The 24,815-nt window shown below is 61.1% G+C and carries 26 protein-coding genes; 9 read left to right on the forward strand and 17 right to left on the reverse strand.

Annotation, left to right across the window (positions count from 1 at the left end; all coding sequences use genetic code 11):
• The first annotated feature begins 10 nt into the window (after positions 1 to 10).
• From pobA to ACTG3X_RS10980, 5 genes are all read left to right on the forward strand, one after another.
• The gene (gene pobA / locus ACTG3X_RS10960; protein WP_439111311.1) at positions 11 to 1,180 is read left to right on the forward strand and encodes a 4-hydroxybenzoate 3-monooxygenase; all 1,170 of its coding nucleotides are present in this window, start codon (positions 11 to 13) and stop codon (positions 1,178 to 1,180) included.
• Between the two features lie 9 nt (positions 1,181 to 1,189).
• Positions 1,190 to 1,570 (forward strand): 4-carboxymuconolactone decarboxylase, encoded by a 381-nt coding sequence (gene pcaC, locus ACTG3X_RS10965; protein WP_439111312.1) that lies wholly within the window; start codon positions 1,190 to 1,192, stop codon positions 1,568 to 1,570.
• Entirely contained in the window at positions 1,567 to 2,292 is a 726-nt protein-coding gene (gene pcaH, locus ACTG3X_RS10970) for a protocatechuate 3,4-dioxygenase subunit beta (protein ID WP_439111313.1), read from the forward strand. The genes pcaC and pcaH overlap by 4 nt, the downstream gene beginning before the upstream one ends.
• A gap of 67 nt (positions 2,293 to 2,359) precedes the next feature.
• On the forward strand, positions 2,360 to 2,962 hold the full coding sequence (pcaG, locus tag ACTG3X_RS10975) for a protocatechuate 3,4-dioxygenase subunit alpha (protein WP_439111314.1): 603 nt from the start codon (positions 2,360 to 2,362) through the stop codon (positions 2,960 to 2,962).
• A gap of 9 nt (positions 2,963 to 2,971) precedes the next feature.
• Positions 2,972 to 3,802, forward strand: coding sequence for a 3-keto-5-aminohexanoate cleavage protein (locus ACTG3X_RS10980; RefSeq protein WP_439111315.1), 831 nt, complete (start codon positions 2,972 to 2,974; stop codon positions 3,800 to 3,802).
• Here ACTG3X_RS10980 and ACTG3X_RS10985 read toward each other — a convergent pair.
• From ACTG3X_RS10985 to ACTG3X_RS11000, 4 genes are read right to left on the reverse strand one after another with little or no spacing between them, the layout of a single operon-like run.
• A complete protein-coding gene (locus tag ACTG3X_RS10985; protein ID WP_439111316.1) occupies positions 3,788 to 4,408 on the reverse strand; it encodes a DUF1045 domain-containing protein in 621 nt (206 codons plus the stop codon). The genes ACTG3X_RS10980 and ACTG3X_RS10985 overlap by 15 nt on opposite strands.
• Complete coding sequence (locus ACTG3X_RS10990; RefSeq protein ID WP_439111317.1) at positions 4,408 to 5,199, reverse strand: metal ABC transporter permease; 792 nt, start codon at positions 5,197 to 5,199, stop codon at positions 4,408 to 4,410. The genes ACTG3X_RS10985 and ACTG3X_RS10990 overlap by 1 nt, the downstream gene beginning before the upstream one ends.
• Positions 5,199 to 5,954, reverse strand: a complete 756-nt coding sequence (locus ACTG3X_RS10995; RefSeq protein WP_439111318.1) for a metal ABC transporter ATP-binding protein — start codon at positions 5,952 to 5,954, stop codon at positions 5,199 to 5,201. The genes ACTG3X_RS10990 and ACTG3X_RS10995 overlap by 1 nt, the downstream gene beginning before the upstream one ends.
• Positions 5,951 to 6,439, reverse strand: a complete 489-nt coding sequence (locus ACTG3X_RS11000) for a Fur family transcriptional regulator (protein ID WP_439111319.1) — start codon at positions 6,437 to 6,439, stop codon at positions 5,951 to 5,953. Before ACTG3X_RS11000 ends, ACTG3X_RS10995 begins: the two co-directional genes overlap by 4 nt.
• Before the next feature lie 65 nt (positions 6,440 to 6,504).
• Here ACTG3X_RS11000 and ACTG3X_RS11005 point away from each other — a divergent pair, with 65 nt between their 5' ends.
• The gene (locus ACTG3X_RS11005; RefSeq protein ID WP_439111320.1) at positions 6,505 to 7,548 is read left to right on the forward strand and encodes a zinc ABC transporter substrate-binding protein; all 1,044 of its coding nucleotides are present in this window, start codon (positions 6,505 to 6,507) and stop codon (positions 7,546 to 7,548) included.
• A gap of 89 nt (positions 7,549 to 7,637) precedes the next feature.
• Here ACTG3X_RS11005 and ACTG3X_RS11010 read toward each other — a convergent pair whose 3' ends face one another.
• The 3 genes from ACTG3X_RS11010 to ACTG3X_RS11020 form a co-directional block, all read right to left on the reverse strand.
• Complete coding sequence (locus ACTG3X_RS11010) at positions 7,638 to 8,468, reverse strand: C40 family peptidase (protein WP_439111321.1); 831 nt, start codon at positions 8,466 to 8,468, stop codon at positions 7,638 to 7,640.
• Entirely contained in the window at positions 8,468 to 9,850 is a 1,383-nt protein-coding gene (locus ACTG3X_RS11015; protein WP_439111322.1) for a leucyl aminopeptidase family protein, read from the reverse strand. Before ACTG3X_RS11015 ends, ACTG3X_RS11010 begins: the two co-directional genes overlap by 1 nt.
• A gap of 76 nt (positions 9,851 to 9,926) precedes the next feature.
• Complete coding sequence (locus ACTG3X_RS11020; protein ID WP_439111323.1) at positions 9,927 to 10,307, reverse strand: hypothetical protein; 381 nt, start codon at positions 10,305 to 10,307, stop codon at positions 9,927 to 9,929.
• Between the two features lie 156 nt (positions 10,308 to 10,463).
• On the opposite strand from ACTG3X_RS11020, the gene ACTG3X_RS11025 reads away from it, so the two are divergent.
• From ACTG3X_RS11025 to ACTG3X_RS11035, 3 genes are all read left to right on the forward strand, one after another.
• Positions 10,464 to 11,111 carry a carbonic anhydrase gene (locus ACTG3X_RS11025; RefSeq protein ID WP_439111350.1) on the forward strand — a complete coding sequence of 216 codons (648 nt, stop codon included), beginning with the start codon at positions 10,464 to 10,466 and terminating at the stop codon, positions 11,109 to 11,111.
• 91 nt (positions 11,112 to 11,202) lie between these two features.
• Positions 11,203 to 12,177, forward strand: a complete 975-nt coding sequence (locus ACTG3X_RS11030; RefSeq protein WP_439111324.1) for a sodium-dependent bicarbonate transport family permease — start codon at positions 11,203 to 11,205, stop codon at positions 12,175 to 12,177.
• A 3-nt stretch (positions 12,178 to 12,180) separates the two neighbouring features.
• Positions 12,181 to 12,492, forward strand: a complete 312-nt coding sequence (locus ACTG3X_RS11035; protein ID WP_439111325.1) for a P-II family nitrogen regulator — start codon at positions 12,181 to 12,183, stop codon at positions 12,490 to 12,492.
• A 128-nt stretch (positions 12,493 to 12,620) separates the two neighbouring features.
• Here the strand turns inward: ACTG3X_RS11035 and ACTG3X_RS11040 are convergent, their stop codons facing one another.
• The 10 genes from ACTG3X_RS11040 to ACTG3X_RS11085 all read right to left on the reverse strand — a co-directional run bounded on the left by ACTG3X_RS11040 (position 12,621) and on the right by ACTG3X_RS11085 (position 24,737).
• Positions 12,621 to 14,255, reverse strand: coding sequence for a mucoidy inhibitor MuiA family protein (locus tag ACTG3X_RS11040; protein ID WP_439111326.1), 1,635 nt, complete (start codon positions 14,253 to 14,255; stop codon positions 12,621 to 12,623).
• Between the two features lie 172 nt (positions 14,256 to 14,427).
• Positions 14,428 to 15,450, reverse strand: coding sequence for an aspartate-semialdehyde dehydrogenase (locus tag ACTG3X_RS11045; protein WP_439111327.1), 1,023 nt, complete (start codon positions 15,448 to 15,450; stop codon positions 14,428 to 14,430).
• Between the two features lie 62 nt (positions 15,451 to 15,512).
• Positions 15,513 to 16,691: an MFS transporter gene (locus tag ACTG3X_RS11050; RefSeq protein ID WP_439111328.1), complete on the reverse strand. Its 1,179-nt coding sequence runs from the start codon at positions 16,689 to 16,691 to the stop codon at positions 15,513 to 15,515.
• A 97-nt stretch (positions 16,692 to 16,788) separates the two neighbouring features.
• Positions 16,789 to 17,535, reverse strand: coding sequence for an SDR family oxidoreductase (locus tag ACTG3X_RS11055; RefSeq protein ID WP_439111329.1), 747 nt, complete (start codon positions 17,533 to 17,535; stop codon positions 16,789 to 16,791).
• A 9-nt stretch (positions 17,536 to 17,544) separates the two neighbouring features.
• On the reverse strand, positions 17,545 to 18,315 hold the full coding sequence (locus ACTG3X_RS11060) for a hypothetical protein (RefSeq protein ID WP_439111330.1): 771 nt from the start codon (positions 18,313 to 18,315) through the stop codon (positions 17,545 to 17,547).
• A gap of 63 nt (positions 18,316 to 18,378) precedes the next feature.
• Positions 18,379 to 19,830, reverse strand: coding sequence for an aldehyde dehydrogenase family protein (locus tag ACTG3X_RS11065; protein WP_439111331.1), 1,452 nt, complete (start codon positions 19,828 to 19,830; stop codon positions 18,379 to 18,381).
• 12 nt (positions 19,831 to 19,842) lie between these two features.
• Positions 19,843 to 21,435: an ABC transporter ATP-binding protein gene (locus ACTG3X_RS11070; protein WP_439111332.1), complete on the reverse strand. Its 1,593-nt coding sequence runs from the start codon at positions 21,433 to 21,435 to the stop codon at positions 19,843 to 19,845.
• Positions 21,432 to 22,247, reverse strand: coding sequence for an ABC transporter permease (locus tag ACTG3X_RS11075; RefSeq protein ID WP_439111333.1), 816 nt, complete (start codon positions 22,245 to 22,247; stop codon positions 21,432 to 21,434). Before ACTG3X_RS11075 ends, ACTG3X_RS11070 begins: the two co-directional genes overlap by 4 nt.
• Positions 22,244 to 23,191 (reverse strand): ABC transporter permease, encoded by a 948-nt coding sequence (locus ACTG3X_RS11080; protein ID WP_439111334.1) that lies wholly within the window; start codon positions 23,189 to 23,191, stop codon positions 22,244 to 22,246. Before ACTG3X_RS11080 ends, ACTG3X_RS11075 begins: the two co-directional genes overlap by 4 nt.
• Before the next feature lie 79 nt (positions 23,192 to 23,270).
• Positions 23,271 to 24,737, reverse strand: coding sequence for an ABC transporter substrate-binding protein (locus tag ACTG3X_RS11085; protein WP_439111351.1), 1,467 nt, complete (start codon positions 24,735 to 24,737; stop codon positions 23,271 to 23,273).
• Between the last annotated feature and the right edge of the window lie 78 nt (positions 24,738 to 24,815).

Genomic DNA, 24,815 nt, shown 5'->3' on the forward strand with positions numbered 1-24,815 from the left:
AGGCTTATCCATGCGCACCCAAGTCGTCATCATCGGCGGTGGCCCCTCTGGCCTGCTACTCGGCCAGCTCCTCCACACCCAAGGCATCAAAGCCGTGGTGCTTGAGCGCAAGACACGCGACTATGTGCTCAGCCGCATCCGCGCTGGCATCCTTGAGCGCGGCACAATCGCCCTCATGCACGAGGCAGGCGTTGGCGCGCGGCTTGAAAAAGAGGGCTACGTACACGACGGCACAATCATCTCTTACGGAGACGAAGACTTCACCGTAAATTTCAAAGAGCACACAGGCACATCGGTTGTCGTCTACGGCCAAACAGAAGTGACCCGCGATCTTTACGATGCCCGCGAAGCAGCGGGGCTGGAAACCGTTTTCAATGTCGAGCAGGTGCAGATCCACGGCGCAGACACAGATGCAAGCTATGTGACCTATGAGGTCGATGGCGCAGAGCAGCGTATCGACTGCGACTATATCGCAGGATGCGACGGTTTTCACGGCGTCTCGCGCCAAGCCATCCCGCTTTCGGTGCGCAAAGAATACGAAAAGGTCTACCCCTTTGGCTGGCTCGGCATCTTGTCAGAGACACCCCCTGTCAACGAAGAGCTGATCTATGCTGCCTCCGAACGCGGCTTTGCCCTCTGCTCCATGCGCAACGAGAACCTGAGCCGCTATTACATCCAGTGTTCACTTTCGGACAAACCCGAAGACTGGACAGACGAAGCCTTCTGGCAAGAGCTCAAGCGCCGCATCCCAAAGGCGCACGCCGACAAGCTGGTGACAGGGCCAAGCATAGAAAAGTCTATCGCCCCTCTGCGCAGCTTCGTCACCGAACCGATGCGCTGGGGCCGCCTCTTTCTCTGCGGTGATGCCGCCCATATCGTGCCGCCCACAGGCGCCAAAGGGCTAAACACAGCCGCGAGCGATATTCACTACCTCTATCAAGGCCTCAAGCAACACTACCGTGAGCACGACAGCACGGGGCTTGACGCCTATAGCGAAAAGGCTCTTGCCCGCGTCTGGAAAGCCGAGCGCTTTTCATGGTGGATGACCAACCTTCTGCACCGCTTCCCTGACCAGACCGCATTTGACCTGAAGATGCAAAAGGCCGATATCGACTTTCTGCGCAGCAACCGCGAGGCGCAAAGCGTCATGGCGCAAAACTACATTGGCCTACCCTATTAGGAGCATCCCATGACAGACCGTTACGAAAAAGGCATGGAGGTGCGCCGCCACATCTTGGGCGAAGCTCATGTCGCGCGCGCCGAAGCCGCCAAAACCGACTTTGACACCCCCTTTCAGGAGCTGATCACCGAAACAGCCTGGGGCAATGTCTGGGCCTCTGACGGGATCGCAGATCGCGAGCGCTCCATGCTCACGCTTGCGCTTCTGGCTGCCTTGGGCAACTTTGACGAAATCCCGATGCACATCCGCGCGACCGCCCGCACAGGGGCCAGCAAGACAGATGTGCTTGAAGTCTTCCAGCATGTCGCGCTCTATGCAGGCGTGCCGCGCGCCAACCACGCGCTGAAACTGGCCAAAGAGACATATGCAGAGATGGAGGCCGAGACATGAAACCAGCCGAGTTCTACCAGCGCGACCGCAGCTGGCACCCGCCCGCACTTGCCCCGAGCTACAAAACATCTGTTGCGCGCTCCCCCCAGTATGCGCCCATCTCGCTTGAAAACACCCCCAGCGAGATCACCGGCCCACGCTTTGGCCACAGCGATATCGACCCGCTTGATAACGACCTGCTGAAAAACTACGCCAAGCCGAACGAAAGCCCCATCGGCGAGCGCATCATCGTGCATGGCCGTGTTTTGGACGAAAACGCGCGCCCCGTGCCGCACACGCTTGTCGAGGTCTGGCAAGCCAACGCAGGCGGCCGCTACCGCCACAAAAAAGATACCTATCTGGCCCCGATTGACCCAAACTTTGGCGGCTGCGGGCGCACCCTCACCGATGCAGACGGGTATTACTATTTTCGCACGGTCAAGCCCGGCGCCTACCCTTGGCGCAACGGCATCAATGATTGGCGCCCCGCACACATCCACCTCTCGGTCTTTGGCTCAGGCTTTGCCCAGCGGCTCGTCACCCAGCTCTATTTTGAAGGTGACCCGCTCATCGCGCGTTGCCCCATCGTGCAGACAGTCGCCGACCCTGCGGCAATAGATATGCTCACCGCCAAACTTGATATGAATGCGACCATCCCGCTCGACACCATAGCCTACCGCTTTGATATCGTGCTGCGTGGCCGCCGCTCGACCCTGTTTGAAAACAAGCTGGAGGGAAACTGAGCATGAGCATTTTCAGCACAAGTGGGAACCGGTTTTGCGGTTCGAAAATGCGGAAAGGAATCTGAGCGTGTCCAATGATCCGAAGTATCTGAAAGAAACCCCCTCCCAGACCGCTGGCCCCTATGTGCACATCGGCCTCGCGCCGGGGGCGGCAGGCTTTGACATTTATCGCGAAGAGCTGGGCCATGACATTGCCGGCCCCAATGCCGCAGGCGAGCGCATCCGCATTCAAGGCGTGGTGATTGACGGGACAGGCGCGCCTGTCAAAGACGTGCTTCTGGAAACATGGCAAGCCAACGCGCAAGGCCTCTATGCCCACCCGGAAAGCGCAGGCGAGACTGAGGACGGGTTTTGCGGCTGGGGCCGTGTCATCACCGACTTTGCCACAGGAGAATGGAGCTTTGACACCGTCAAACCAGGCCCGACCCTTGGCCGCAACGGCCAGATGCAAGCGCCCCACATCAACCTCTGGATCGTCGCGCGCGGCATCAACTTGGGCCTGAACACACGCCTCTACTTTGAGGATGAAGACAATTCATCCGACCCCGTGCTCAACAGCATCGAATGGGAGCACCGCCGCGCCACGCTTCTCGCCAAGCGCACAGGCAACACCTACCGTTTCGACATCCGCCTGCAAGGGCAGGATGAAACCGTCTTCTTTGATATCTAAGGCATTTTCATGAGCAAACCCTGCATTCTCTGCTGCGCCATCACAGGCTCCGTGCCCACCAAGGCCAACAACCCCGCCGTGCCCACCAGCATCTCCGAACAGGTTGAGAGCAGCTTGGCCGCCATCGAAGCTGGCGCAAGCATCATCCACGCCCATGTGCGCAACGCAGACGAAACGCCCAGCTCCGACCCCGACAAATTTGCCGAGCTGCAAGCCCAGCTGACAAAGCATGCGCCTGACGTGATCTTGCAGTTTTCGACAGGCGGGCGCTCGGGCGCTGGCCTCGAGCGTGGCGGTATGCTGCCCTTGCGCCCCGATATGGCCTCGCTCTCGGTTGGCTCCAACAACTTCCCCACACGGGTCTATGAAAACAGCCCCGACCTTGTCGCATGGCTCGCAAGCGAGATGGTCAAATACGAGATCACCCCCGAGATAGAGGCCTTTGACCTCTCCCACATCTTGCAGGCGATCAAAATGCACGGTGAGGGCAAGCTCTTTGGCAAGCTCTATGTACAGTTCGTCATGGGCGTCAAAAACGCGATGCCCGCTGACAAAGAGGTGTTTGATTTTTACGTGCGCACCCTGCAGAGCCGCGCGCCCGACGCCGAGTGGTGCGCCGCAGGGATCGGGCCAAACCAGATTGTGGTGAATGAATGGGCCATCGCCGCAGGCGGGCACACCCGCGCAGGGCTGGAAGACAACATGCGCCTTGACCGTGACACACTGGCGCCCTCAAACGCCGCGCTGATCGCACGCGCAGCCGCGCTTTGCGAGCAATACGAGCGCCCCGTCGCTACAGCGGCCGAGGCGCGGCAAATACTGGGCCTAAGCCCCGCCTAAGGCAAAGCGCTGGATGACGTGAAAGCACCCCGCGGCGTCTTCACCACACAGGCAAATGCTCTCAAGCCGATGCGGCGCGCTCAGATCAGGGAGTGCCGCGCGCAGCTCTGCCTCAACAGCCGCGCGGTCAGCCTTTGGCACAGGCCCGGTCAGCGTGAGATGAAAGCGGAAGTCATCCAGCACATAGGGATAGCCCCAGCGCTCAAGGTTTTCCACTTGCTGCACAGGCATATTGGGCCTCAGCTTGCGTGCGCGCTCGGCCTCCGTCAGCGGTGCGCGAAAGCTGTCCAGCTCCAGCACACACGCGCCTGCAAGCATGCGTAGCTTTGAGGCATCACCCTCAGGAACGAGCGCAAAAAAGCTCCCGATCCGTGACAGAACAAGCGGCACCTCAACAGGCCCAAGCCCCGCCGCCAGCGCTTTCACTGCGCCAGCAAGCCCGCCCTCTGTCTGGCCATCAGCCAGAACAAACGGCGCTTTCAATGTCGCATGAAACCCGTAGCGCGCAGGCCGTGCCACAAGCTCGGCCCCACTGGTAAGCCAAGCGTTGCCAAAGTCGCCAAGCGCGCCTTCAGGACAGCAATAGACAGCAAACCGTTGATACATCAGCGCCCCCGCACCTTGGCCACGAGCATAGAGGCCGCAAAGGCAAAGGCCGCCGCACAGACAATACTTGGCCCCGCAGGCGTATCGAGCCAAAGCGCGCCCTTGAGCCCCGCCACAGCCGCCAGCGCCCCAAACCCGAGCGACAGCGCAATCATGGCTTCAGGCGTTTTGACATGGGGCCGCGCACTGGCCGCAGGAATAATCAGCAGTGCCGTAATCAGAAGCGCACCAACCGCCTTGATCCCGACCGCCACAACAAGCGCCAGCGCCATGATCAGGCCAAGCTCTTCAAGCTTCGTGTTATACCCGCTCGTCTCGGCCAGATCGGGCGAAAGCACCCAAGTCACCAGCGCCTGCCAGCGCCAAAGAAGCCACGCCGCAACCACAGCCGCGACACTCCAGATCAGCGTAAGATCCGCGCGTGAAACGGTGAGAATATCGCCAAAGAGATAGGCTTCCACATTCACCCGTGGCCCCGCACTCATGGCCACAGCCACAAGGCCAAAGGCCAGCGCCGAATGCGCGATAACACCAAGCGCGCTATCGGCGCTCTGGTTGCGCCGCGTCAGAGCCAGAAACAGCGCCGCCACAAGCAAGGCTGAAAACAATACGCCCACAAAGAGCGATATCTCAAACCCGAGCGACAGCGCGACACCCAGAATAGCCGCATGGGCCATTGCATCGCCAAAATAGGCCATCCGCCGCCAGACAACAAAAGGCCCAAGCGCGCCCGCCGCAAGCGAAACGCCAAGGCCCGCCAGCCCCGCGCGCACCAGAAAGTCGTTCAACATCAGTGTGCATCCTCATGAGAGTGAGCGTGACCCCGCGCACAGCTTTCATCGTGCACATGGTCATGCTCATGGCGGTAAAGCGCCAGCGCACCCTGTGTCCCCGTCCCAAAGAGGCGGCGGTACTCAGGCGCATTGCGGACAATCTCGGGAGTGCCCTCACAGCAGATATGCCCATTCAGGCAGATCACACGGTCCGAGGCACTCATCACAACATGCAGCTCGTGGCTCACCATCAGCACAGCACAGCCCATCTCGGCGCGCAGCTCTTCAATAAGGCGGTAAAAGTCGGCCTGCCCCTGCTGGTCAAGGCCCTGTGTCGGCTCATCCAGCATCAAGACATCAGGCTTCACAATCAGCGCGCGCGCCAGCAAAACACGTTGCATCTGCCCGCCTGAAAGCCCCTCAAGGCTGCGCCTCGCCAAAGGCAGAATCCCCACGCGCTCAAGCGCAGCCACCGCATCTGCCTCGCTCACACGGCGCGGCACGTTGAGAAAGCGGCGCACCGTCATGGGCAGGCTCGCCTCAAGAGACAGCTTTTGCGGCACATAGCCAATCTTGAGGCCACTCGCATGTGTGATCTGGCCTTTGTCAGGCTGCAACACACCTGCAAGCATCCGGAGCAGCGTAGACTTGCCAGAGCCATTCGGCCCCACGATGGTGACAATCTCGCCGCGCTCAACCTGCAGATCAACCCCATGCAAGACAGTCTCGCCGCCAAAGGTCTTGGCCAGCCCCCGCGCCTCTATCAAACTCATGCTCTGCCCTCAGGAATACATTTGGGGCACAAGCCCTCGGCCTCTATCACCACAGATTCAATCTGAAATCCAGCCGCACCCGCGCTCTGCCCCAAAGGCGCTACGCTTTCGGTCTCGGCCACAAGCCCGCAGTCACGGCAGATCATAAAGGCCGCGTCATGCTCCCGCCCTGGGTGCGCGCAGGCCACATAGGCGTTGAGCTTTTCAATACGGTGCACCAGCCCCTGCTCCACCCAGAACCCGAGCGCGCGATAGGCCACAGGCGGCTTTGAGCCAAGGCCCTCCGCCGCCAGCCGCGCCAGCACATCATAAGCCCCAAGCGCGGCGTGCGCCTCGAGCAATATCTCCAGCACCCGCTTGCGCGCGGGCGTCAACTGCAGCTTGCGCGCAGCACAGAGCGCCTCGGCCGCCGCCATAGACGTCGCTTTGCAATGGGCGTGATCATGCGCATCAAAGGCACTTGAAGACGGGTTTTTCGAATTCATATCTTGACTCATATTGTTATGTTATAACATACACCACGAAACGTCCACCAGTTTCGGAGCTTATCATGCTAAAATACCTCACTGTTTCCAGCCTCTTTTTTGCCAGCAGCCTCGCAGCGGAGCCTCTGCGCGTCGTTGCCGATATCGCACCGCTCCACAGCCTCACAACACAAGTGATGGGCGACCTCGGCGCGCCAGAGCTGCTCACGCCGCCCAATGCCTCCCCCCATGGCCACGCCCTGCGCCCTTCAGAGGCCGCGCGCTTGCAAGCCAGTGACCTGCTGATCTGGGTTGGCCCGCTGATGTCCCCATGGCTTGCCGAGGCCAAAAGCGAAATGGCCCCGGAGGCCGCAAGCCTTGCGCTGATGGACGCCGAAGGCACTCTCCTTCTGGCCAAACGCGGCGCGCACATGCATGATCACGGCCATGCCCACGAGGACGAAAAGCCCGTCAAAGCCGAAAGCCACGATCATGAAGATCACGACGATCATGGCCATGATGACCATGCCGAAGAAGGACATGACCACGACAGCCACGCCGATGACGAGCACGCACATGATGACCACGGCCATGACCACGAGGCCAAAGCCGATGCACCACGCATGGACCCGCACCTCTGGCTTGACCCTGAAAATGCAGTGATCTGGCTCTCGCTCATCGCCGAAGAGCTGGCGCGCCTTGACCCTGCCAATGCGGGCACCTACCGCAGCAACGCGGCCACAGCCGCCGCCGCGATTGAGGCACAGGCCACAGCAAACGCAGCCCGCTTGTCAGCCCTCTCAGACCTTGAGTTCCTCACAGCGCATGATGCGTATCAATATTTTGAAGTCCGCTTCGGCCTCACATCCCACGCCGCTGTGACAGACTCAGACGATCAGGATGCAGGCCCGGCACATCTGCGCGAAGTTCTTGCAGGCTCACCCGGCCTTGGCTGCTTTGTCATCGAGCCAAGCACACCCAAATCCAGCATCACGCTTGTGACCGAAACACTCAACATCCCGGCGGTGACAATTGATCCGCTTGGTGCTGACCTGCCCCTTGGCGCCGGCCACTATGCCAGCCTCATGGAAAGCCTCACCGCAGGGTTTGAAACCTGCCTGAAGCCCTAAGCGCAGCATCTTCTGGTCTAATGGCCTCGGAGTCTGGGGGCTTTGCCCCCAGACGGTCGGATTTGGCGCAGCCAAATTCGACCTTTCTCTCAGGGTGTACTTCCCAGTCTTTTGCGCGCCGTCACTGGCCCGCCGCCTTGTTCTTCAATACGTGCAATCGCCTCGGCAATCGGCTCATACGCCACGGCCATATGGTGGGCATTGGCGTGCACAATCCGCGCCTCATCCGCCACCCAAGCCACGTGGCCTTTCCAAAACAAAATATCCCCGCGCTGCAGCGCTGCATCCGCTGGCAAATCGGCACCAAGGCTCTCTTGCTGCATGTCACTGTCACCCGCACAGGCAATCCCGCAGGCCGTGCAGCCTACCTGCACAAGGCCCGAGCAGTCGATCCCAAAGGCAGAGTTTCCACCCCAAAGATAAGGCGTGCCAAGCAGCCGCTCCGCCACAGAAACAGGGTCAGCCTCAGGCTCAAGCCCGCTCAAATGCACCAGCGGCACAAAGCCTTCAGGCACTTTTGCAAAGCCCTCCTGCTCACGCAGAACCCGCAGGGTGCTGCCCAAGCTCAGGCTGGCGCGGTCAGGGCTTTTGATATCGGCCTGTGTGTAAATATGCGTCGCGCGCGCAGTCACGCGGTGGGTCGCCTCGCGCACAGCGCCCAGGCTCTCGGCGCGCGTATAGCCGCAGTAGCCATCAAGCGCACTTTCCACATAAGCCCAGCCGTCAAGCTCCTCATAGACGCTCACCACCTGCCCCGCGAGCAACTGGCGGTCGCGTTTGCCATCCGGCGCGCGCAAAAGGTCGGCCACAGGCACCATCACCTGACGCGCCGCCCCCGTCACAAATTTTTCGGCCTCCACTTGGCCTTCAAGTCGGGCAGCAGCCACGCGTCCGTTGGTCGGCGTTGTGCGGCGATCCATCACAAACCCAACATATCAGGCAAGGCTTCCAAGAGCGCACGCGCGCCCATGCCCACACCCCCCTTCGGCCGCGCAGGCTTGGCGGCGGGGGTCCAGCCATAAACATCAAAATGCGCGTAATTGGTTTCGCCAGCAAAACGGCGCAGAAAAAGTGCCGCCGTAATACAGCCCGCAAAGCCTCCGCTGGGCGCATTATCAAGGTCGGCAATCCCGGGTTCGATCATCGCCTCATAGGGCTCCCAAAACGGCATCCGCCAAACAGGGTCTTCTGCCGTGGCCGCGCCCGCCTCCAAAGCCGCCACAAACCCCGCATCATCGCTGAAATAGGGCGCAAGGTCTGGCCCGACAGCCACACGCGCCGCGCCCGTCAAAGTCGCCATCGAGATCATAAGGTCAGGGCTGTCTTCTGCCCCAAGCGTCAGCGCATCCGCCAAAACAAGCCGTCCCTCCGCATCGGTGTTGTTGATCTCGACAGTCAGCCCCTTGCGGCTCGGCAAAATATCACCGGGGCGGAAAGCATTGCTGCTGACAGCATTTTCCACCGCAGGAATGAGCACGCGCAGCTGGAGCTTCAGCCCCAGCGCCATGATCATCTCGGCAAGGCCCAGCACAGTCGCCGCCCCGCCCATATCTTTCTTCATCAGACCCATAGACGCGCCGGGCTTCAGGTTCAGCCCGCCTGTGTCAAAGCACACGCCCTTGCCCACAAGCGTCAGCTTTGGCCCCGCCTCGCCCCAGCGCATATCAATGAGCCGTGGCGCTTGGTCACTGGCGCGCCCCACCGTGTGAATAAGCGGGAAGTTCTGCTCCAGCAGCGCCTCGCCGCGCACAACATGAAAGTCAGCACCATGTGCCTGCGCCAGCGCACTGGCCGCCGCCTCAAGCTCGCTCGGCCCCATGTCGTTTGCAGGTGTATTGATCAGATCACGCGTGAGCGCTTCTCCTTTGGCCACGGCCTCAACCTTGGCCGCGTCAATGCTCTCGGGCGCAACCAGCCGCGCGGCTGGCGCTTTCGCCTCCGCATAGCGGTCAAAGACATACTGCCCCATCAGCCAGCCCAGCGCCTCGGCCTCAAGGGCCGCGCCTGTGAGCGCACTCACCAGCTTATACGTGCCCGCAGGCAGCTTGGCCGAAGCCGCGGCCAGCCCGAAGCGCGTGCGCTTGCGCGCAGCCGCCGTGCCATAGCCGGCCAGCGCACAGAGCGGGCTGCCATCTGTCGCAGGCACAGCCAGCGCTTCGCCCAGCCCGCCTGCAAAGCCTGCGCTTTGCACCCATGTTTTGACAGGCCCGCTCTGGCGCGCAAGCCAGCCCTCCAGCGCATCCGCCTCAAGCAAATAAAGCGGGATTGCATCGGCACTATCGGGGGCAAATTTCAGGCTCACGGGCATCGTCCTCTGGCTGGTTTCAAGCCGCAGCCTAGAGCAAGTTACGCCGGAGAGGGAACCTTATTCTTGCCCCTCACAGGGAAAGGTCCTGCGCCTGCCATATCTGGGTCAAAGAGCTCTCGCCCGTGCGCATCAAACGCTGCACCACCGCCGCCAGAGCCGTCGCATCACCCGCGTCGACACATCGGGTGACATCCGCCGCCACACGCGCCAGCATATTCATGCCCACCTGCGCTGCAATCGCCCCCATAGAGCGGGCCGTCTTGCGCATCGGCTCAATCTGATGGCTGCGATAAAGCCGGTCTACCTGTGCCAGCTTGACCGCCAGCTCCTCCATTGCGCGGCACACCACATCTTCTGCGGCCACATCTCCCAGCTCTTCGTAGAGCTCTTCAAGCTTGTCCGCATCCAGCTGGACAGGCTCGCTCATCGCAAGCATCGTCACTTGTTGCATAGTCTCACCCTTTGGTTTTTGCCCACGGCACGGAGCAATATCGCAGGCAATCCCTCGCAAATGGTTTAACCGCCAGAGCCTTTTCTCTCGAATTCTTCGAGAATGCAGACTATTCAAGACAGCAACACAGAACAAACCGCAACGGACAGCGCCGCCATGCACACGACCAAGCCTTTACCCCAGTATCTCGTTCAGCGCTTTCAAGGTTGGAAAGCCACCACTTATAGCGAGAACGAAAGCTGGTATCGCCGCCTCGCCGCCGACGGGCAGCATCCACGCGCCATGCTCATTTCCTGCTGTGACAGCCGCGTCCATGCCACATCCATCTTTGGTGCCGAGCAAGGCGAGTTCTTCCTGCACCGCAATATCGCCAATCTCGTGCCGCCCTACACACCCGATGGAGCGCAGCACGGCACATCAGCCGCCATCGAATATGCCGTGACCGTGCTCAAGGTCGCCCATATCATCATCATGGGGCACTCCAACTGCGGCGGTGTCGCGGGCTGCCTTGATATGTGCACAGGCCGAGCGCCCGAGCTTGAGAAGCGCGAGTCTTTCGTGGGCCGCTGGATGGATATCCTGCGCCCGGGCTATGAGCGCGTCAAACATCTCCCAGCCGAAGAGCAGACCGTGGCGCTCGAAAAAGAGGCCGTTCTCATTTCGTTGAAAAACCTCAAGACATTCCCGTTTGTCGCCGAAGATGTCGAAAGCGGCAAAATCTCGATCCACGGGCTCTGGCACGACATCGGCGAAGGGCTGATCGAAGAATACCTCTTCAAACAAGACGCTTTCTGCGAAATCTGAGGCACGCATCTCAGCGAGAGGTCAAAAAACACTTCCCTGATGGGCGTTTTCGCTTATTCAGGTGCAAATTTGCGAACCAAAGAGGAATACCATGGGCGACATTCTTAGCTTGGCAGCCGACAACCTGCTCTCCCCCATCGTTCTGTGCTTTGCACTTGGCGTCGCCGCGTCACTGGCGCGCTCTGATCTCTCTGTGCCCGAGGCGGCCGCCAAGGCGCTCTCCATCTACCTGCTCTTTGCCATCGGCTTCAAAGGCGGCGTCAGCGTATCCGCCCACGGCGTTGATATGACACTGGGCCTCAGCCTCGTGGCGGGCGTCATTCTCTCGGCCATCTTGCCACTTGTGGCCTTCGCCCTCCTGCGCGCCATGTCTGGGCTTGATAGGCTCAATGCCGCCGCCGTTGCAGGGCATTACGGCTCTATCTCCATCGTCACATTTGTTGCTGCCACCTCGGTGCTTGAAAGCTCGGGCATCGCCTCCGAGGGATATATGGTTGCCGTGGCCGCCGCCATGGAAGCCCCGGCCATTCTCTCGGCGCTCTGGCTCATCTCGCGCGGCGAGAGCGGGCGCATGGATGCAAACCTCTGGCGCGAAATCATGCTCAACGGCTCGATTGTTCTGCTCGTCGGCGCTTTCTTCATCGGCATGATCACAGGCGAAGAGGGCTTGGCCGAAATCAGCAGCTTCGTCGTTGCTCCGTTCAAAGGCGTGCTCTGCCTCTTCCTCCTGGATATGGGCCTCGTCGCAGGCCGTGGCCTTGCCAAGGGCGGCAAGCTGCTGGGCTGGGGCAGCATCGCCTTTGGCATCGTGATGCCGCCCATCGGCGCAGCCTTCGGTCTTCTCGCAGCCCTCGGCCTCGGCCTGAGCCTTGGCGGAACGGTTCTGCTCATGACACTCTCCGCCTCAGCCAGCTACATTGCCGTCCCCGCCGCCATGCGCGTGGCCCTGCCCGAGGCAAACCCCTCCATCTACCTCACGCTTTCGCTCGGCGTGACCTTCCCGTTCAATCTCGTGCTTGGCATCCCGCTCTACCTCGCGGTCGCCAGCTTTGTCTTCGGAGCCTGATCCATGCAAACCCACCAAGCCAAACGCGTCGAAATCACCATCGAAAAAATCATGCAGTCGCGCCTCTCCGACGCGCTCATGAAGGCCGAAGTCCACGGTTTCACCATTCTGCCCGTCTATGGCGGCTCGGGCCGTTCAGGCCTCTGGGACCGGACAGGCCAGGTCGGGCGCGCCGAAGGCATGGTGCAATTCATCTGCATTGTGCGCGAAGAGCGCCTCGATGCCCTGCTCACAGCCGCCTTCAAAGTGGTCGAAAAACACATCGGCGTGGTCAACATCACCGATTGCGAAGTCTTGCGCGCCGAACGCTTCTAAAGCCCGCCACACGCCACAGCCCGAACCGCACCTGCTTTCTTTTTGCTCCAAATATCCTCGGGGGAGCTCGAGGGGGCAGACAGCCCCCTCGACTGATCGGATTTGGCGCAGCCGAATTCGATCCTCTCTCAGCGCAGCAGCTTGCCTTCGGGCCACTCCAGCGCGTAGCGCAGCGTCACCGCCTCTGTTGCGCCAGCTGTCACATCAAACGCCCACATCAGCACCCCCTGCCGATCGTCAAAGCCCTCAACCGTCGGGCGCGGGCTTGCGCTCCAGCGGATCTCCAGTTCCTCCTGCTCCGAATAGGGCACACGGTCAAACAGCGTCACAGGCCAGTCCTGACCCGTCAGGTTCTCCACCTCGATCCTGACCGCCTCGCTCAGCTCGGTAGAGCGGCTGATCATCCCGCGATCCCCCTCGTTGCGCGTCACCGTCCGCGTCAGGCGCAACCCGTCAATCGCCCCAAACGGAATGTCCGCCTCAGCGCCTACGGGGATCACATCATCAAGACGGCTCTGGCCCATATAGCGCCCGTCCAGATAAAGCCGCATGTGAGAGCTCGGCAAAATCAGCTCACCCGTATCATTGGTGATACCCGCCATCATAAAGCCCGTGGCGTCATAGAGCGGTGCAGCCCGGGCTTTGACCTCGGCCTCTGTCTCAACAGTCCCCAGCGTGATCCGCAGGCTATCGGCGCGGTTGGCCACGCTCACAGGCGTCGGGTAGGCATATGTCACCGCCAGCCCGTCATAGCTTGGCACCGCCTCGGCAACTTCCGCCGCCATCATCGGCGCATCCGCGACCATAACCCCGTCCCGCGCAAGGCTGCTCAGCTCAATCTGTTTGCTCTGGCGCGGCATCGGCGCAGCAGGGTCGATCACGCCACGCTGCCAGCCAAAGACCTCATTGGGCGCAAGCTGCTCGCTGGGCCGCACGGTCGACAGCGTAAGCGCAACATCGCTCCAGTCCTCGCCCGTCCCCTGGCGGATCAACGCCCCCCGCTCGATCGCAAGCTGCCCCTCAGCCTTGTTCAGGCGCATATCATAGGTCGGCACCCACCCCGCATCATAATGGGTGTATGACAGCGTGATCACACCCTCCGTCGCGGCGTCCGACGACGCCGCAACACTCAGCTGCACAGCGCCCTCGTCTTCGGTCTGCAACGCAGCCAGCCCCTGACGCGCGCGCGCAAGCGCCCCGCGCAGATCCTCCAGCGCAAGCTCCGCTTCAACGGCCTTGAACTCGGCCTCAAACGAAAGCTTCCGCGCCGCCAATGTCTCCTCGCCAATCATAGCCGCAAGCCCGCGCAGCGCCTCCGCGTCCATGGCTGTGGTCTTCTCCGCCGTGCCAAGCCCGCGCAAAAAAGCCACCCGCGCCTCGGCGGCCTCGCTTTCAAGGCGGATGAGGCTCACCTCGCCCGCGCCCCGGCGCAGCTCGGCCTCCAGCCGCGCGACCTCGGCTTTCGCCGCCTCTATCTCGGCGCTCACCGCTGCGTCTTGCGGCGCAACCTTCTCCGCCCGCCCCGTCACAGCGCCAAGCGTGGCCCCCGTAAGCGCCACGCGCACCTGTGACACATCGGTGGAGCGCGGCAAATCTGTGAGCACCAGCTCATGCTGGCCCGCCGCCATAGAAAACGGCACCTCCCGCACAACCGTTGCGCCCTGCGGGTAGAGCGTCACGGCGCTCACATCGCTGGTGAGCGGGATAACATCGGCCAAAAGACCCGAGGGAAAAAGCGAAAGAACAATAAGTGTCGCGCGCATGGGAACCTCCAAAAATACAGGCTCACCAAAGGCCAAGCCACCCCGAGGCGCAAGCCCATCTGCTCCCGAAGGCGCACAGCGGGCCGATCTGGGCAAACCTCCGCCGATCAGGCGCACACCAAAAAAGGGCCAGCCTCTCGGCCAGCCCCTTCTCAACTGCTAAAAAAGCGCCTTAGGCCTTTTTCAAAACCTCACGGCCCAAAAGCTCGGCAATCTGAACCGCGTTCAAAGCCGCGCCCTTGCGCAGGTTGTCAGAGACGCACCAGAGGTTGATACCGTTATCAATCGTGCTGTCCTGACGGATGCGCGAAATAAAGGTGGCAAAGTCGCCAACACATTCAATCGGGCTCACATAACCGCCATCTTCGCGCTTATCGATCACCATGACACCGGGCGCCTCACGCAGAATGTCGCGCGCTTCGTCTTCGTCCAAAAAGTCTTCAAACTCGATGTTGATCGCCTCGGAGTGCCCTACAAAAACAGGCACACGCACACAGGTCGCTGTGACCTTGATTGATGTATCAATGATCTTCTTGGTCTCGGCGACCATCTTCCACTCTTCTTTGGTCGAGCCGTCGTCCATAAACACGTCGATATGCGGGATCACGTTAAAGGCGATCTGCTTGGTAAACTTGCGCGGCGGCTTGCTGTCGGTGGGGTTATAGATGCTCTTGGTCTGGTCCCAAAGCTCGTCAATGCCCTCTTTGCCCGCGCCCGAAACAGACTGGTATGTGCTCACAACAACCCGCTTGATGCGCGCACGGTCGTGCAAAGGCTTCAGCGCCACAACCATCTGCGCCGTCGAGCAGTTGGGGTTGGCGATGATGTTTTTCTTGGCATAGCCGTGGATCGCCTCTGGGTTCACCTCAGGCACGATCAGCGGCACCTCGCTGTCATAGCGGTAAAGCGAAGAGTTATCGATCACAACACAGCCCGCTTTCGCGGCCAGTGGCGCATATTTCTTGGTGGCATCCGAGCCGACCGCAAACAGCGCCATATCCCAGCCCGTAAAATCAAATGTGTCCAGGTCTTCCGTCTTGAGCGTCTTGTCTCCAAAGCTGACTTCCGTTCCGAGCGATTTACGGCTCGCAAGCACAGCAATCTTGTCCACAGGGAACAAGCGCTCCGCGAGGATGTTCAGCATTTCTCGGCCCACATTTCCTGTGGCCCCGACGACAACAACGTTATAGCCCATCAAAAAGACTCCTTATGTCTAGGACGACGCCCCATAGCGCAGCCCGCCCGCAGAATAAAGAGCTAGTCGGTCCTGTCGCGCGCGAAGAGGTAAATAATCAGCCCCAGCGCGACAAGTGCGCCATAAAAGACAAAGAGCGCCTGATAAGGCTCCGCAGGGCTGAGCGCGGTTTCTGACACTTTCGCATAGAGCCGCCCCGTGAGCATCTGCATGACCCCGACGCCACCAATGGCAAACAGGTTCATCAGCGTCACACCACGCCCCACCAGATGGGGCGGAAAAAACGAGCGCCCATGCGCCATCATCATGGGGAAAGACGCCCCGAAAAATCCGATGGCCGCAAACAGGCCCACCGCCAGCCAGAGGCTCTGCACACTCACAAGCCCCAGCCAGAAGCACGCCGCCATGCTCAAAAGGTTACCACCCAAAATCACCCATTTGCGCGTGCCAAGCAGGCGGTCAAGCGGCCCATAGGCAAAAGTACCCGCAATCATCGCCGCCCCCATCAGCAAGGTGACATTGCCCACAAGCCCGTTGTCAGCACCGAATACATCGCGGAAAAACGGGCCGATCCACAGCCCCCGCGCCCCGGCCGCAGGCGCATATTGCACCGCCATCAGCGGAAAAATCAGCCAAAGCGCGGGCATCTTGAGCAAGTCAAGCAAAGAGCCTTTGACATCCGAAACCACCTGCTCAGGGTCTCTCACCACAAAGAACAAGCCAATCGCCGTCAGCACGCTCACAAAAGCGGTGCCCCAAACCACCGCGCGCCAGCCGAAGGCCTCCACAGCCAGCGTGGTCGGCAAAGCCGAAGCAAGGTTGCCCACCGAGCCAATGCCCAGCACAAGAGCGGCCAGCGTGGCAAACACAGCCGCAGGGTAGCTGCGCGCAAATATGTAGTAAGACGCCATCAAGACAGGCGAGCAGCCGACCCCGATCAAAAGCATCGCAATCGAAATATGCACAGGCGCCGTCGCCAGAGCAAAGACCGCGGCACCACCGCCGCCGCCCAACAGCAAAAGCACCGAGGCCGTGCGCCGCGGCCCCACCCTGTCCAATGCCCAGCCCACAGGGATCTGCATCGCCGCAAAAGCCAGAAACCAAAGCCCCGACGCCACCGCAAGGTCTTCAGGGCTCGCGCCAATATCGCGCTCCAGCACATCGGTCAAAACCGCCAAAAACGCGCGGTAAAACTGGCTCAACACATAAGCAAAACACAGCAACACCAAATCAACGCGCATCTTCAGCTCTTTCTTTTTGCCCCAAATATCCTGGGGGGAGTTTGAGGGGGGCTAGCCCCCCTCATCGGTCGGATTTTCGCGCAGCGAAAATACGACTTCAAATACAGCGCCCGCCATCCACTTCCATACAGACACCCGTAACCATACTCGCCTCATCCGAACAGAGAAAACACGCCGCATTGCCCATATCTTCCGGCGTGGAAAACCGCCCCAAAGGAATGGTGCTCAGGAACTTGGCGCGTATTTCCGGTGTGTCCTCGCCCATAAAGCTCGCCAGAAGCGGCGTCTCCCCGGCCACAGGGTTCAGCGCATTCACGCGTACGCCATAAGGGGCCAGCTCCACAGCCATGGCTTTGGTGGCCGTGTTCATCCAGCCCTTAGAGGCATTATACCAGCTCAGGCGCGGGCGCGGGCTCACAGCGGCGGTGGAGGCAAGGTTCAAAATCGCCCCCGCCTTGCGCAGCTTCATAAAAGGCGCAAGCTCGCGCGCAAACAGGTAGACCGACTTGCAGTTCACCGCAAAAACACGGTCAAACTCTTCTTCATCCACCTCTTCCATCGCCTTGGGCAAATGCGTGATGCCCGCGTTGTTCACCAGAATATCCACCTCGCCAAAGACCTGCCGCGCAGTGGCCACCACCTCGGCCACCTCCGCAGACTTTGCCACATTGGCCCTATGTCCGAAATGGCCGGCACCCAGCTCATCCGCCATCGCCATTGCGCCGTCGTGGTCCAGATCCACAATCATCACCTGCGCGCCCTCGGCGGCAAATTTGCGCGCGATCCCCGCGCCAAAGCCGCTTGCGCCCCCCGTGACAATCGCTGTTTTTCCCTCAAGCCGCATCCTGCCCTCCTATGTGTCTTCTGACAGTACCAAAAGTATCTCGTGCCGCGCGCGCGGCTCTATCTGCATCACAACATCCAGAAAAAAGCGCCCCGCCTCACAGGCCGCAGACACGGTCGCGCGGTCGGTGTCGGCCATGGTGCGCATCAGGGCGCGCCCGTTTGGGCGGGCCTCTGCTGCTGTCTCAAGCTCGGCTTTCAACCGCGCAGTCACCCGTGTGCGCAAAGCCTGCGAAAGCGGCTTCGCACTGCGTGTCACCCCATATTTTGCCGCCCGATACTGAATACGGTAATACTCGCGCAAGGCAGGCGTGTTCAGCCGCGCCGCCACACGGGCGGTGCGCTGCGCCAAAACATCAGGTGCGATGCGGTTCTGAAACGCGCGTCCACAGTCCCGCTTTGGCATCGCGTTCAAAACGGTTTGCTCCACTTGATAAAAGTAGCTCAGCTCGCGGGGGCTCAAGTGGCTCATCCCGCGGTCGAGCAGCGGACGGATCAGCCCTTGGGCAGCTTGGGCCGTGGCCCAATCCCCGCGCCCTGCGGCCAGAATACGCTGCGCCAGATGGGCCGCAATCTCTCGATCGCCCAGTATGATTCCGATTTGCTCCAGAGCCACATCAAGGTTCTCACCCTCAAAGCCCGAGCGCATCAACGACTCCCGCATCCCCGGCAAAGTCTCGATCTCGCCGAGGATCCGCGCAATCTCGGCCTCGCTGGGCGGCTGCTGCGCCTGCACAGCAAATCCGAACACCAAAAAGACAACACTCAAAAGCTTGCGCATCAAAGACCCCTTACAGACAAGGCCGCAGCATCGCGCGCCAGCGCGGCGATGGAAAGGCCCAAATCAGCCATGAAACGCCGCAACTGTCTTGAGCGTGGTAAAGCCATAGAGCGCCTCAAAGCCCTTTTCGCGGCCATGGCCCGACTTGCCCACGCCCCCAAACGGCAGCTCGACCCCGCCGCCCGCGCCATAATTGTTGATAAAGACCTGCCCCGCCCGAATGGCTTTGGCCAGCCGCATCTGCCGCGCACCGTTCGCGCTCCAGACCGAGGCAACAAGCCCGTAGTCTGTCCCATTGGCAATGCTCACAGCCTCCGCCTCATCCTCAAACGGAATGATCACCTGCACAGGCCCGAAGATTTCGTCGCGCGCCAGAGCATGGCTGGCCGACACGCCCGCAAACAGCGTGGGCGCCACAAAGTTCCCACCCGCAGGCGCATCTGTCAAAACGCCCTCGGCGACGCGCTCAAGGTCAGCGCCCTGCGCCAGAAACCCGCTCACAATACTCTTCTGCTTGGCCGATATCAGCGGCCCCACATCAAGGTCAGCCATGGCTTGCCCCACACGCAAACCCGCGTAGCGCGCAGCCATCCGCGCCACCACCTCGTCATAGACCTTACGCTGCACCAGAATGCGCGAGGAGGCCGAACAGGTCTGCCCTGCGTTCTGTATCCCCGCAGTCACAAGAAACGGCAGCGCCGCATCAAGGTCTGCATCCTCAAACACAAGCTGCGGGCTTTTCCCGCCCAGCTCCAGCGTCACAGGTTTCACATGTTTCGCCGCGGCCGCCTGTATCATGCTGCCGGTCGCCACCGAGCCTGTGAAAGAGATATGGTCAATCCCGTCATGTCCGCTCAGGGCCGCGCCCGCCTCGCAGCCTAGCCCCGTCACCACATTCAGCACACCGTCAGGCAGCCCCGCCTCCCGCGCCAGCGCGGCAAAGGCCAGCGCCGTCAGGCAAGCGTCTTCGGCGGGCTTGAGCACACAGCAGTTTCCCGCCGCCAGAGCCGCGCCAACAGAGCGGCCAATGATCTGCATCGGGTAATTCCAGGGCACAATATGCGCCGTCACCCCATGCGGCTCGCGCAGGGTGTAGACAGTGTAACCATCAAGGTAAGGAATGGTGTCTCCCGTCAGCTTATCGGCCGCGCCACCGTAAAACTCGCAGTAGCGCGCCAGCGCCCGCGCATCGGCCCGCGCCTGGCCCAGCGGCTTGCCAACATCCAGCGCCTCGATCCGCGCCAGCGCGTCCACCCGTGTCTCCACCAGCTTGCCCAGCCGCATGAGGATACGCCCGCGCTCGGCCGCAGGCATCCGCGCCCAGACGCCCTCAAAGGCCCGCCGTGCCGCCGCCACAGCCGCATCCACATCAGCCGCTTGCCCACGGGCAATCTCTCCAATCTGCTCCCCTGTTGACGGGTTGAGGAGCGGCAAGACCTGCCCCCCTTCAGGCGCAACCCACGCGCCATCAATCAGGCATTTGCTCGGATCAAACCAAAGATCTGTCAGGCTCATAGCGCATTCCTCTCAAGCGGATGTCATATCAGGTAGCAGCGGCACCGCCGCAATCAGCTCTTTGGTGTAAGCGTGCCGGGGCCGCTCGAAAATATCGGCAGTCACCCCCTCTTCCACAATCTCTCCCGCCTGCATCACAAGGCAGCGGTCGGTCACGTTGCGCACCACGCTCAGGTCATGAGAGATAAACAGAAAGGTCAGCCCGAACCGCGCGCCAAGGTCGGCCAGCAAGTCAAGTATCTGCGCACGAATGCTCACATCCAGCGCGCTCACCGCCTCATCCAGAATGATCAGCTCGGGCTTGATAATCAGCGCCCGCGCAATCGCGATGCGCTGGCGCTGCCCGCCCGAAAACTCGTGGATATATTTGTCCGCATCTTCTGCAGACAGCCCCACCTTCTCAAGCGCGTCCCTGATGGCCGCGTCCCGCGCGCGCCCCTCTGGCGCCGCGTCCAGCACATGAAACGGCTCTGCCACCAAGCGCCCCACTTTCCAGCGCGGGTTAAAGCTGCCGTAAGGGTCTTGAAACACCACCTGCATCTTGCGCCGCACCGCGCGGTTGGGGGTTTTGCCAGAGAAAACAGGCTGTCCATCGAGCAAAATCGCGCCGCCCTGCACCTCTTCCAGCCCCAGAATGGCGCGGGTGAGCGTGCTCTTGCCACAGCCGCTTTCGCCCACAAGCCCAAGGCTCTCGCCACGGCGGATGTCAAAGCTCACACCGTTCACCGCGCGAAACTTGCGCGCCCCGCCAAACAATCTCTCGCGCGGCAAGGCATAGTCGCGCACCACGTCTTTCACCTGCAAAAGCGGCGTATCAAAGACATGCCCCGCGCGCGCGGGCTGATGGTCGGAGGCCGCGAGCAAAGCCCGTGAATACGGGTGCTGCATCTCGCGGAATATAGCGGGGCTTGCCCCACGCTCCACAACCTCGCCTTGCCGCATGATGACAATCTCGTCGGCCATATCGGCCACCACAGCCAAGTCATGGGTGATCAGCAAAAGCCCCATTCCGTCTTCGCGCGCCAGCCGCTTAAGCAGCGTCAAAATCTCCGCCTGCGTCGTCACATCAAGCGCCGTCGTCGGCTCATCGGCAATCAATAGTTTCGGCTGCAAAGCAATCGCCATGGCAATCACCACGCGCTGGCGCTGCCCGCCAGAAAGCTCGTGCGGATAACGGCTGAGCGGAAAGCGCTCCTCTGGCAGCTCGCAGCGGCGCAGCGCCGCGCGCGCCCGCTCCAGCGCCTCGCGGCGGCTCACGTCCTCATGAATGAGTATCGTCTCCGCCACCTGCGCGCCAATCGTCTGAATGGGGTTCAGCGCCGTCATCGGCTCCTGAAACACCATGCCCACTTCGTTGCCACGCAGGCTGCACAGCGCGGCCTCCTCAAGCTGAAGCATCTCATGTCCGCTCAAGGCGATGCGCCCTGTCGCCGCCGCCCCCTCTGGCAAAAGCTGCAGCACAGAGAGCGCGGTCATCGACTTGCCAGATCCGCTCTCGCCGATCACCCCCACAATCTGCCCCGCCGCAACAGACAGCGACACGTCGCGCAACACCTGCGTGCCGTGGATGCTCACCGAAAGCGCCTCAATCTGCAAAAGGCTCATCGCTTCGCCCTCCGCAGGCGCGGGTCCAGCGCATCGCGCAACCCGTCCCCCATGAGGTTCAGCCCCAGCACCGTAAGCAAGATCGCCAGCCCCGGAAAGATCGCCAGATGCGGCTTGAAGCTGAACATGGTCTGGCTTTCCGCCAGCATCCTGCCCCAGCTCGGCGTGGGCGGCTGCGCGCCAAGGCCGACATAGCTCAGCCCCGCCTCCGCCAGAATGCCCAGCGAAAACTGGATCGTGCCCTGCACAATCAGCAAGTTCGTCACATTGGGCAGGATATGCTCAAAGCTGATCCGCGCCGCGCCCTTCCCCGAAACCCGCGCCGCCAGCACATAATCACGCGTCCAGAGGCTCAGCGCCGCCCCGCGCACGAGCCGCGCAAAGACAGGGATATTGAATATTCCGATGGCGATAATCGCGTTCACAGCACTCGCGCCAAAAACCGCCGTGATCATGATCGCAATGAGAAGGCTCGGAAAGGCAAAGACAAGGTCATTGCCACGCATGATCACCTCGTCCAGAAGCGTGCCCGTGCGCGCCGCTGCAGCAAGGCCAAGCGGCACACCCAAGAGCATCCCGATGCCCACAGCCACAACCGCCACAGCAATCGAGGTGCGCGCGCCCACCATGATCATGGAAAAGATATCGCGGCCAAAATGGTCTGTCCCCAGCCAATGCGCCGCACTCGGCTCTTTCAGCTTGTTGGGGATATCCAACCCCAACACGTCATAAGGCGTCCAGACAAAGCTCACGAGCGCGGCCAATACAAACACAGCCGTCAGCACAGCCCCTATGACGAGCGAGCGGTTCACGCCCGCACCCTCAAGCGCGGATCAACCAGCGCATAAGCCACGTCCACAAGAAAGTTCACAAGGATCACCGCAAAGACAAGCAGCATCACCACGCTCTCCACCACGATCAGATCACGCGCTGCAATCGACTGGAAGACAAGCCGCCCGAGGCCGGGCAGGTAGAACACATTTTCAATGATAATCGCCCCCGCCAGCAAAAAGGAAAACTGCAAGCCAATGATCGTCAGCACAGGGATAAGCGCATTGCGCAAAGCATGCCGCCACAAGGCCTGCCTGCGGCTCAGCCCCTTGGCGCGCGCAGTGCGGATGTAATCTTCCCCCAGCGTGTCCAGAAGTGAAGAGCGCATCACCCGCGCCAAAATACTCGCCTGCGGCAAAGCCAGCGCAATGGCAGGCAAGGTCAGGCTCTTCACAGCCGCACCAAAGCCCGCGTCCCAGCCCGCAAATCCGCCCGCGCTAAACCAGCGCAGGTTGATGGCAAAAAACAGCACCATCAGCATCGCAAACCAGAAATTCGGGATCGCCACACCAAGCTGCGTAAAGCCCATCACCAGCACATCCGCGAGGCTGCCGCGCTTGCTCGCCGCCCAAATCCCTGCGGGAAAGGCAATCAGCGTGCTCAATGTCAGCGCATAGATCGCCAGCGGCAGGCTGATCCACATGCGCTCGCCAATCATCTCGCTCACAGGCGTGCGGTAGGTGTAGGAAGTGCCAAAATCACCCGTCAGCATCCCGCCAACCCAGCCCAAGTAGCGCTCAAGCAATGTGCCGTTCAGCCCCAGCTGCTCGCGCAGCGCAGCCAGCGTGTCTTCCTGCGCATTCATGCCCAGCATATAGGCCGCAGGGTCGCCCGGCACGACCTCGACAAACAGGAAGATCACAACAGAGGCAACCGCCAGCGAGACCAGCAGCGAGATCAGGCGCTTGATAACAAATCTCAGCATGCGCCCCGCCCGCTCTTTCTTTTTGCTCTAAATATCCAAATCCAGCGCCCGCAAACCGCGCAGACGCTGGCTTTGTGGCTCATTCGGCCCAGTAAACACCCGTCATGTCATTGGCCTGCGTTGGTGCGTTCTCCCAAAGCCCGCGCACACCCGCTTTGGCAATGGTCGGAATGGCCAGCTGAAAGAGGTACCCGTTCACATAGTCGCCCGAAATCTTGCGCTGCATCGCCTCCAGAAGCGCCGAACGCTTGGCTGGGTCGGCCTCGGCCTCAAGCTCGGTGTTCATGGCTTGGAATTCGGCATCATCATATTGGAAATAGTAATCAGGGCGCGCATAAATCCCGATATCCATCGGCTCGGTGTGGCTCACAATCGTGAGGCCAAAGTCCTTGCCCTTGAACACCTCTTCAAGCCACTGCGCCCACTCCAGATTGGTGATCTCGGTCTGAATGCCCACGTCGCGCAGCTGTGCGGCAATAATCTCTCCGCCACGGCGCGCATAAGAGGGCGGCGGCAGCTTGAGCGTGGTGGTGAAGCCCTCGGCAAAGCCCGCTTCAGCCAGCAGCGCTTTTGCCTTTTCAGGGTCATAGGCGCTGCCTGCCGTCAGGTCGATATAGTCGGGGTTGTGCGGCGCAAAATGCGTGCCAATCGGTGTGCCAAGGCCAAACATCGCCCCGTCAATAATAGCCTGACGATCTATCGCATGGGCCAGCGCTTCGCGCACCTTCACGTTGTCAAAGGGTGGCATCTTGTTGTTGGTCGAGAGGATCGTTTCGCCCTCGGTATTGCCCACAATCACCTGAAAGCGCGCATCCGCCTCAAACTGCGGCACGTTCTCGGGCGCGGGGTAGCCCGCAAACACATCCACATCTTCGGCCATAACAGAGGCAAAGGCCGCTGTCGGATCGGCAATAAACTTGAAGGTCACTTTGTCGAGCTTGGCTGGCGTGCCCCAGTAGTCAGGGTTGCGCGTCAGCGTGATGTTGTCGCCCTGCACCCAGTTGTCAAACTTGAAAGCGCCCGTGCCCACTGGCGCCTGCTTGATGTTTTCAATGCTCTCCGGCGCGACAATCACAGCATCGCCCCACGCAAGGTTAAAGAGGAGCGAGCCATTGGGTGCGCTCAGCGTGATCTTCACAGTGCTGGCGTCTACGGCCTCCACCTCGGCAATACTCGCAAACAGCGCTTTCTGCGCATTGGCGCTGTCTTCGGCGCGCGCGCGGTCAAGGCTGAACTTTACGTCCTCCGCGTCCATCGTGGTTCCGTCGTGAAAGGTCACGCCCTCGGCCAGCTTGAACGTATAGGTCAGCCCGTCGTCCGAAACCTCCCAGCTCTGTGCCAGCCCCGCGATGATCGCGCCATCCGAGGCAAAGCGCGTCAGCCCCTCAAACACGTTCGCATAAAGCACACTGTCAATCGCGCCTGCGGCAGCGCTTGTCGGGTCAAGGTGGGGCGGCTCAAGCTGCATGGCGAGCGTAATGTCACTCTTGGCCGTGGCTGCGCCTGCCACCATCATCGCCAGCGCGCTGGCTGTCGCAAACTTCATGAGTTTCATCGGCTCTCTCCCTGTGCTCGGGCTGCTCCCCAGCCCGTTTGGGTTAAGTTTGCCCTTCAAAGGGCTGCC

Source organism: Lentibacter sp. (assembly GCF_965658795.1).
GTDB lineage: Bacteria > Pseudomonadota > Alphaproteobacteria > Rhodobacterales > Rhodobacteraceae > Lentibacter.

Bases quoted from the DNA above. Each gene is read 5' to 3' on its own strand.
- pobA (WP_439111311.1), top strand. From the start codon at position 11: ATGCGCACCCAAGTCGTCATCATCGGCGGTGGCCCCTCTGGCCTGCTA.
- pcaC (WP_439111312.1), top strand. From the start codon at position 1,190: ATGACAGACCGTTACGAAAAAGGCATGGAGGTGCGCCGCCACATCTTG.
- pcaH (WP_439111313.1), top strand. From the start codon at position 1,567: ATGAAACCAGCCGAGTTCTACCAGCGCGACCGCAGCTGGCACCCGCCC.
- ACTG3X_RS10980 (WP_439111315.1), top strand. From the start codon at position 2,972: ATGAGCAAACCCTGCATTCTCTGCTGCGCCATCACAGGCTCCGTGCCC.
- ACTG3X_RS10985 (WP_439111316.1), bottom strand. From the start codon at position 4,408: ATGTATCAACGGTTTGCTGTCTATTGCTGTCCTGAAGGCGCGCTTGGC.
- ACTG3X_RS10990 (WP_439111317.1), bottom strand. From the start codon at position 5,199: ATGTTGAACGACTTTCTGGTGCGCGCGGGGCTGGCGGGCCTTGGCGTT.
- ACTG3X_RS10995 (WP_439111318.1), bottom strand. From the start codon at position 5,954: ATGAGTTTGATAGAGGCGCGGGGGCTGGCCAAGACCTTTGGCGGCGAG.
- ACTG3X_RS11000 (WP_439111319.1), bottom strand. From the start codon at position 6,439: ATGAATTCGAAAAACCCGTCTTCAAGTGCCTTTGATGCGCATGATCAC.
- ACTG3X_RS11005 (WP_439111320.1), top strand. From the start codon at position 6,505: ATGCTAAAATACCTCACTGTTTCCAGCCTCTTTTTTGCCAGCAGCCTC.
- ACTG3X_RS11010 (WP_439111321.1), bottom strand. From the start codon at position 8,468: ATGGATCGCCGCACAACGCCGACCAACGGACGCGTGGCTGCTGCCCGA.
- ACTG3X_RS11020 (WP_439111323.1), bottom strand. From the start codon at position 10,307: ATGCAACAAGTGACGATGCTTGCGATGAGCGAGCCTGTCCAGCTGGAT.
- ACTG3X_RS11025 (WP_439111350.1), top strand. From the start codon at position 10,464: ATGCACACGACCAAGCCTTTACCCCAGTATCTCGTTCAGCGCTTTCAA.
- ACTG3X_RS11030 (WP_439111324.1), top strand. From the start codon at position 11,203: ATGGGCGACATTCTTAGCTTGGCAGCCGACAACCTGCTCTCCCCCATC.
- ACTG3X_RS11035 (WP_439111325.1), top strand. From the start codon at position 12,181: ATGCAAACCCACCAAGCCAAACGCGTCGAAATCACCATCGAAAAAATC.
- ACTG3X_RS11040 (WP_439111326.1), bottom strand. From the start codon at position 14,255: ATGCGCGCGACACTTATTGTTCTTTCGCTTTTTCCCTCGGGTCTTTTG.
- ACTG3X_RS11045 (WP_439111327.1), bottom strand. From the start codon at position 15,450: ATGGGCTATAACGTTGTTGTCGTCGGGGCCACAGGAAATGTGGGCCGA.
- ACTG3X_RS11050 (WP_439111328.1), bottom strand. From the start codon at position 16,691: ATGCGCGTTGATTTGGTGTTGCTGTGTTTTGCTTATGTGTTGAGCCAG.
- ACTG3X_RS11055 (WP_439111329.1), bottom strand. From the start codon at position 17,535: ATGCGGCTTGAGGGAAAAACAGCGATTGTCACGGGGGGCGCAAGCGGC.
- ACTG3X_RS11060 (WP_439111330.1), bottom strand. From the start codon at position 18,315: ATGCGCAAGCTTTTGAGTGTTGTCTTTTTGGTGTTCGGATTTGCTGTG.
- ACTG3X_RS11065 (WP_439111331.1), bottom strand. From the start codon at position 19,830: ATGAGCCTGACAGATCTTTGGTTTGATCCGAGCAAATGCCTGATTGAT.
- ACTG3X_RS11070 (WP_439111332.1), bottom strand. From the start codon at position 21,435: ATGAGCCTTTTGCAGATTGAGGCGCTTTCGGTGAGCATCCACGGCACG.
- ACTG3X_RS11080 (WP_439111334.1), bottom strand. From the start codon at position 23,191: ATGCTGAGATTTGTTATCAAGCGCCTGATCTCGCTGCTGGTCTCGCTG.
- ACTG3X_RS11085 (WP_439111351.1), bottom strand. From the start codon at position 24,737: ATGAAGTTTGCGACAGCCAGCGCGCTGGCGATGATGGTGGCAGGCGCA.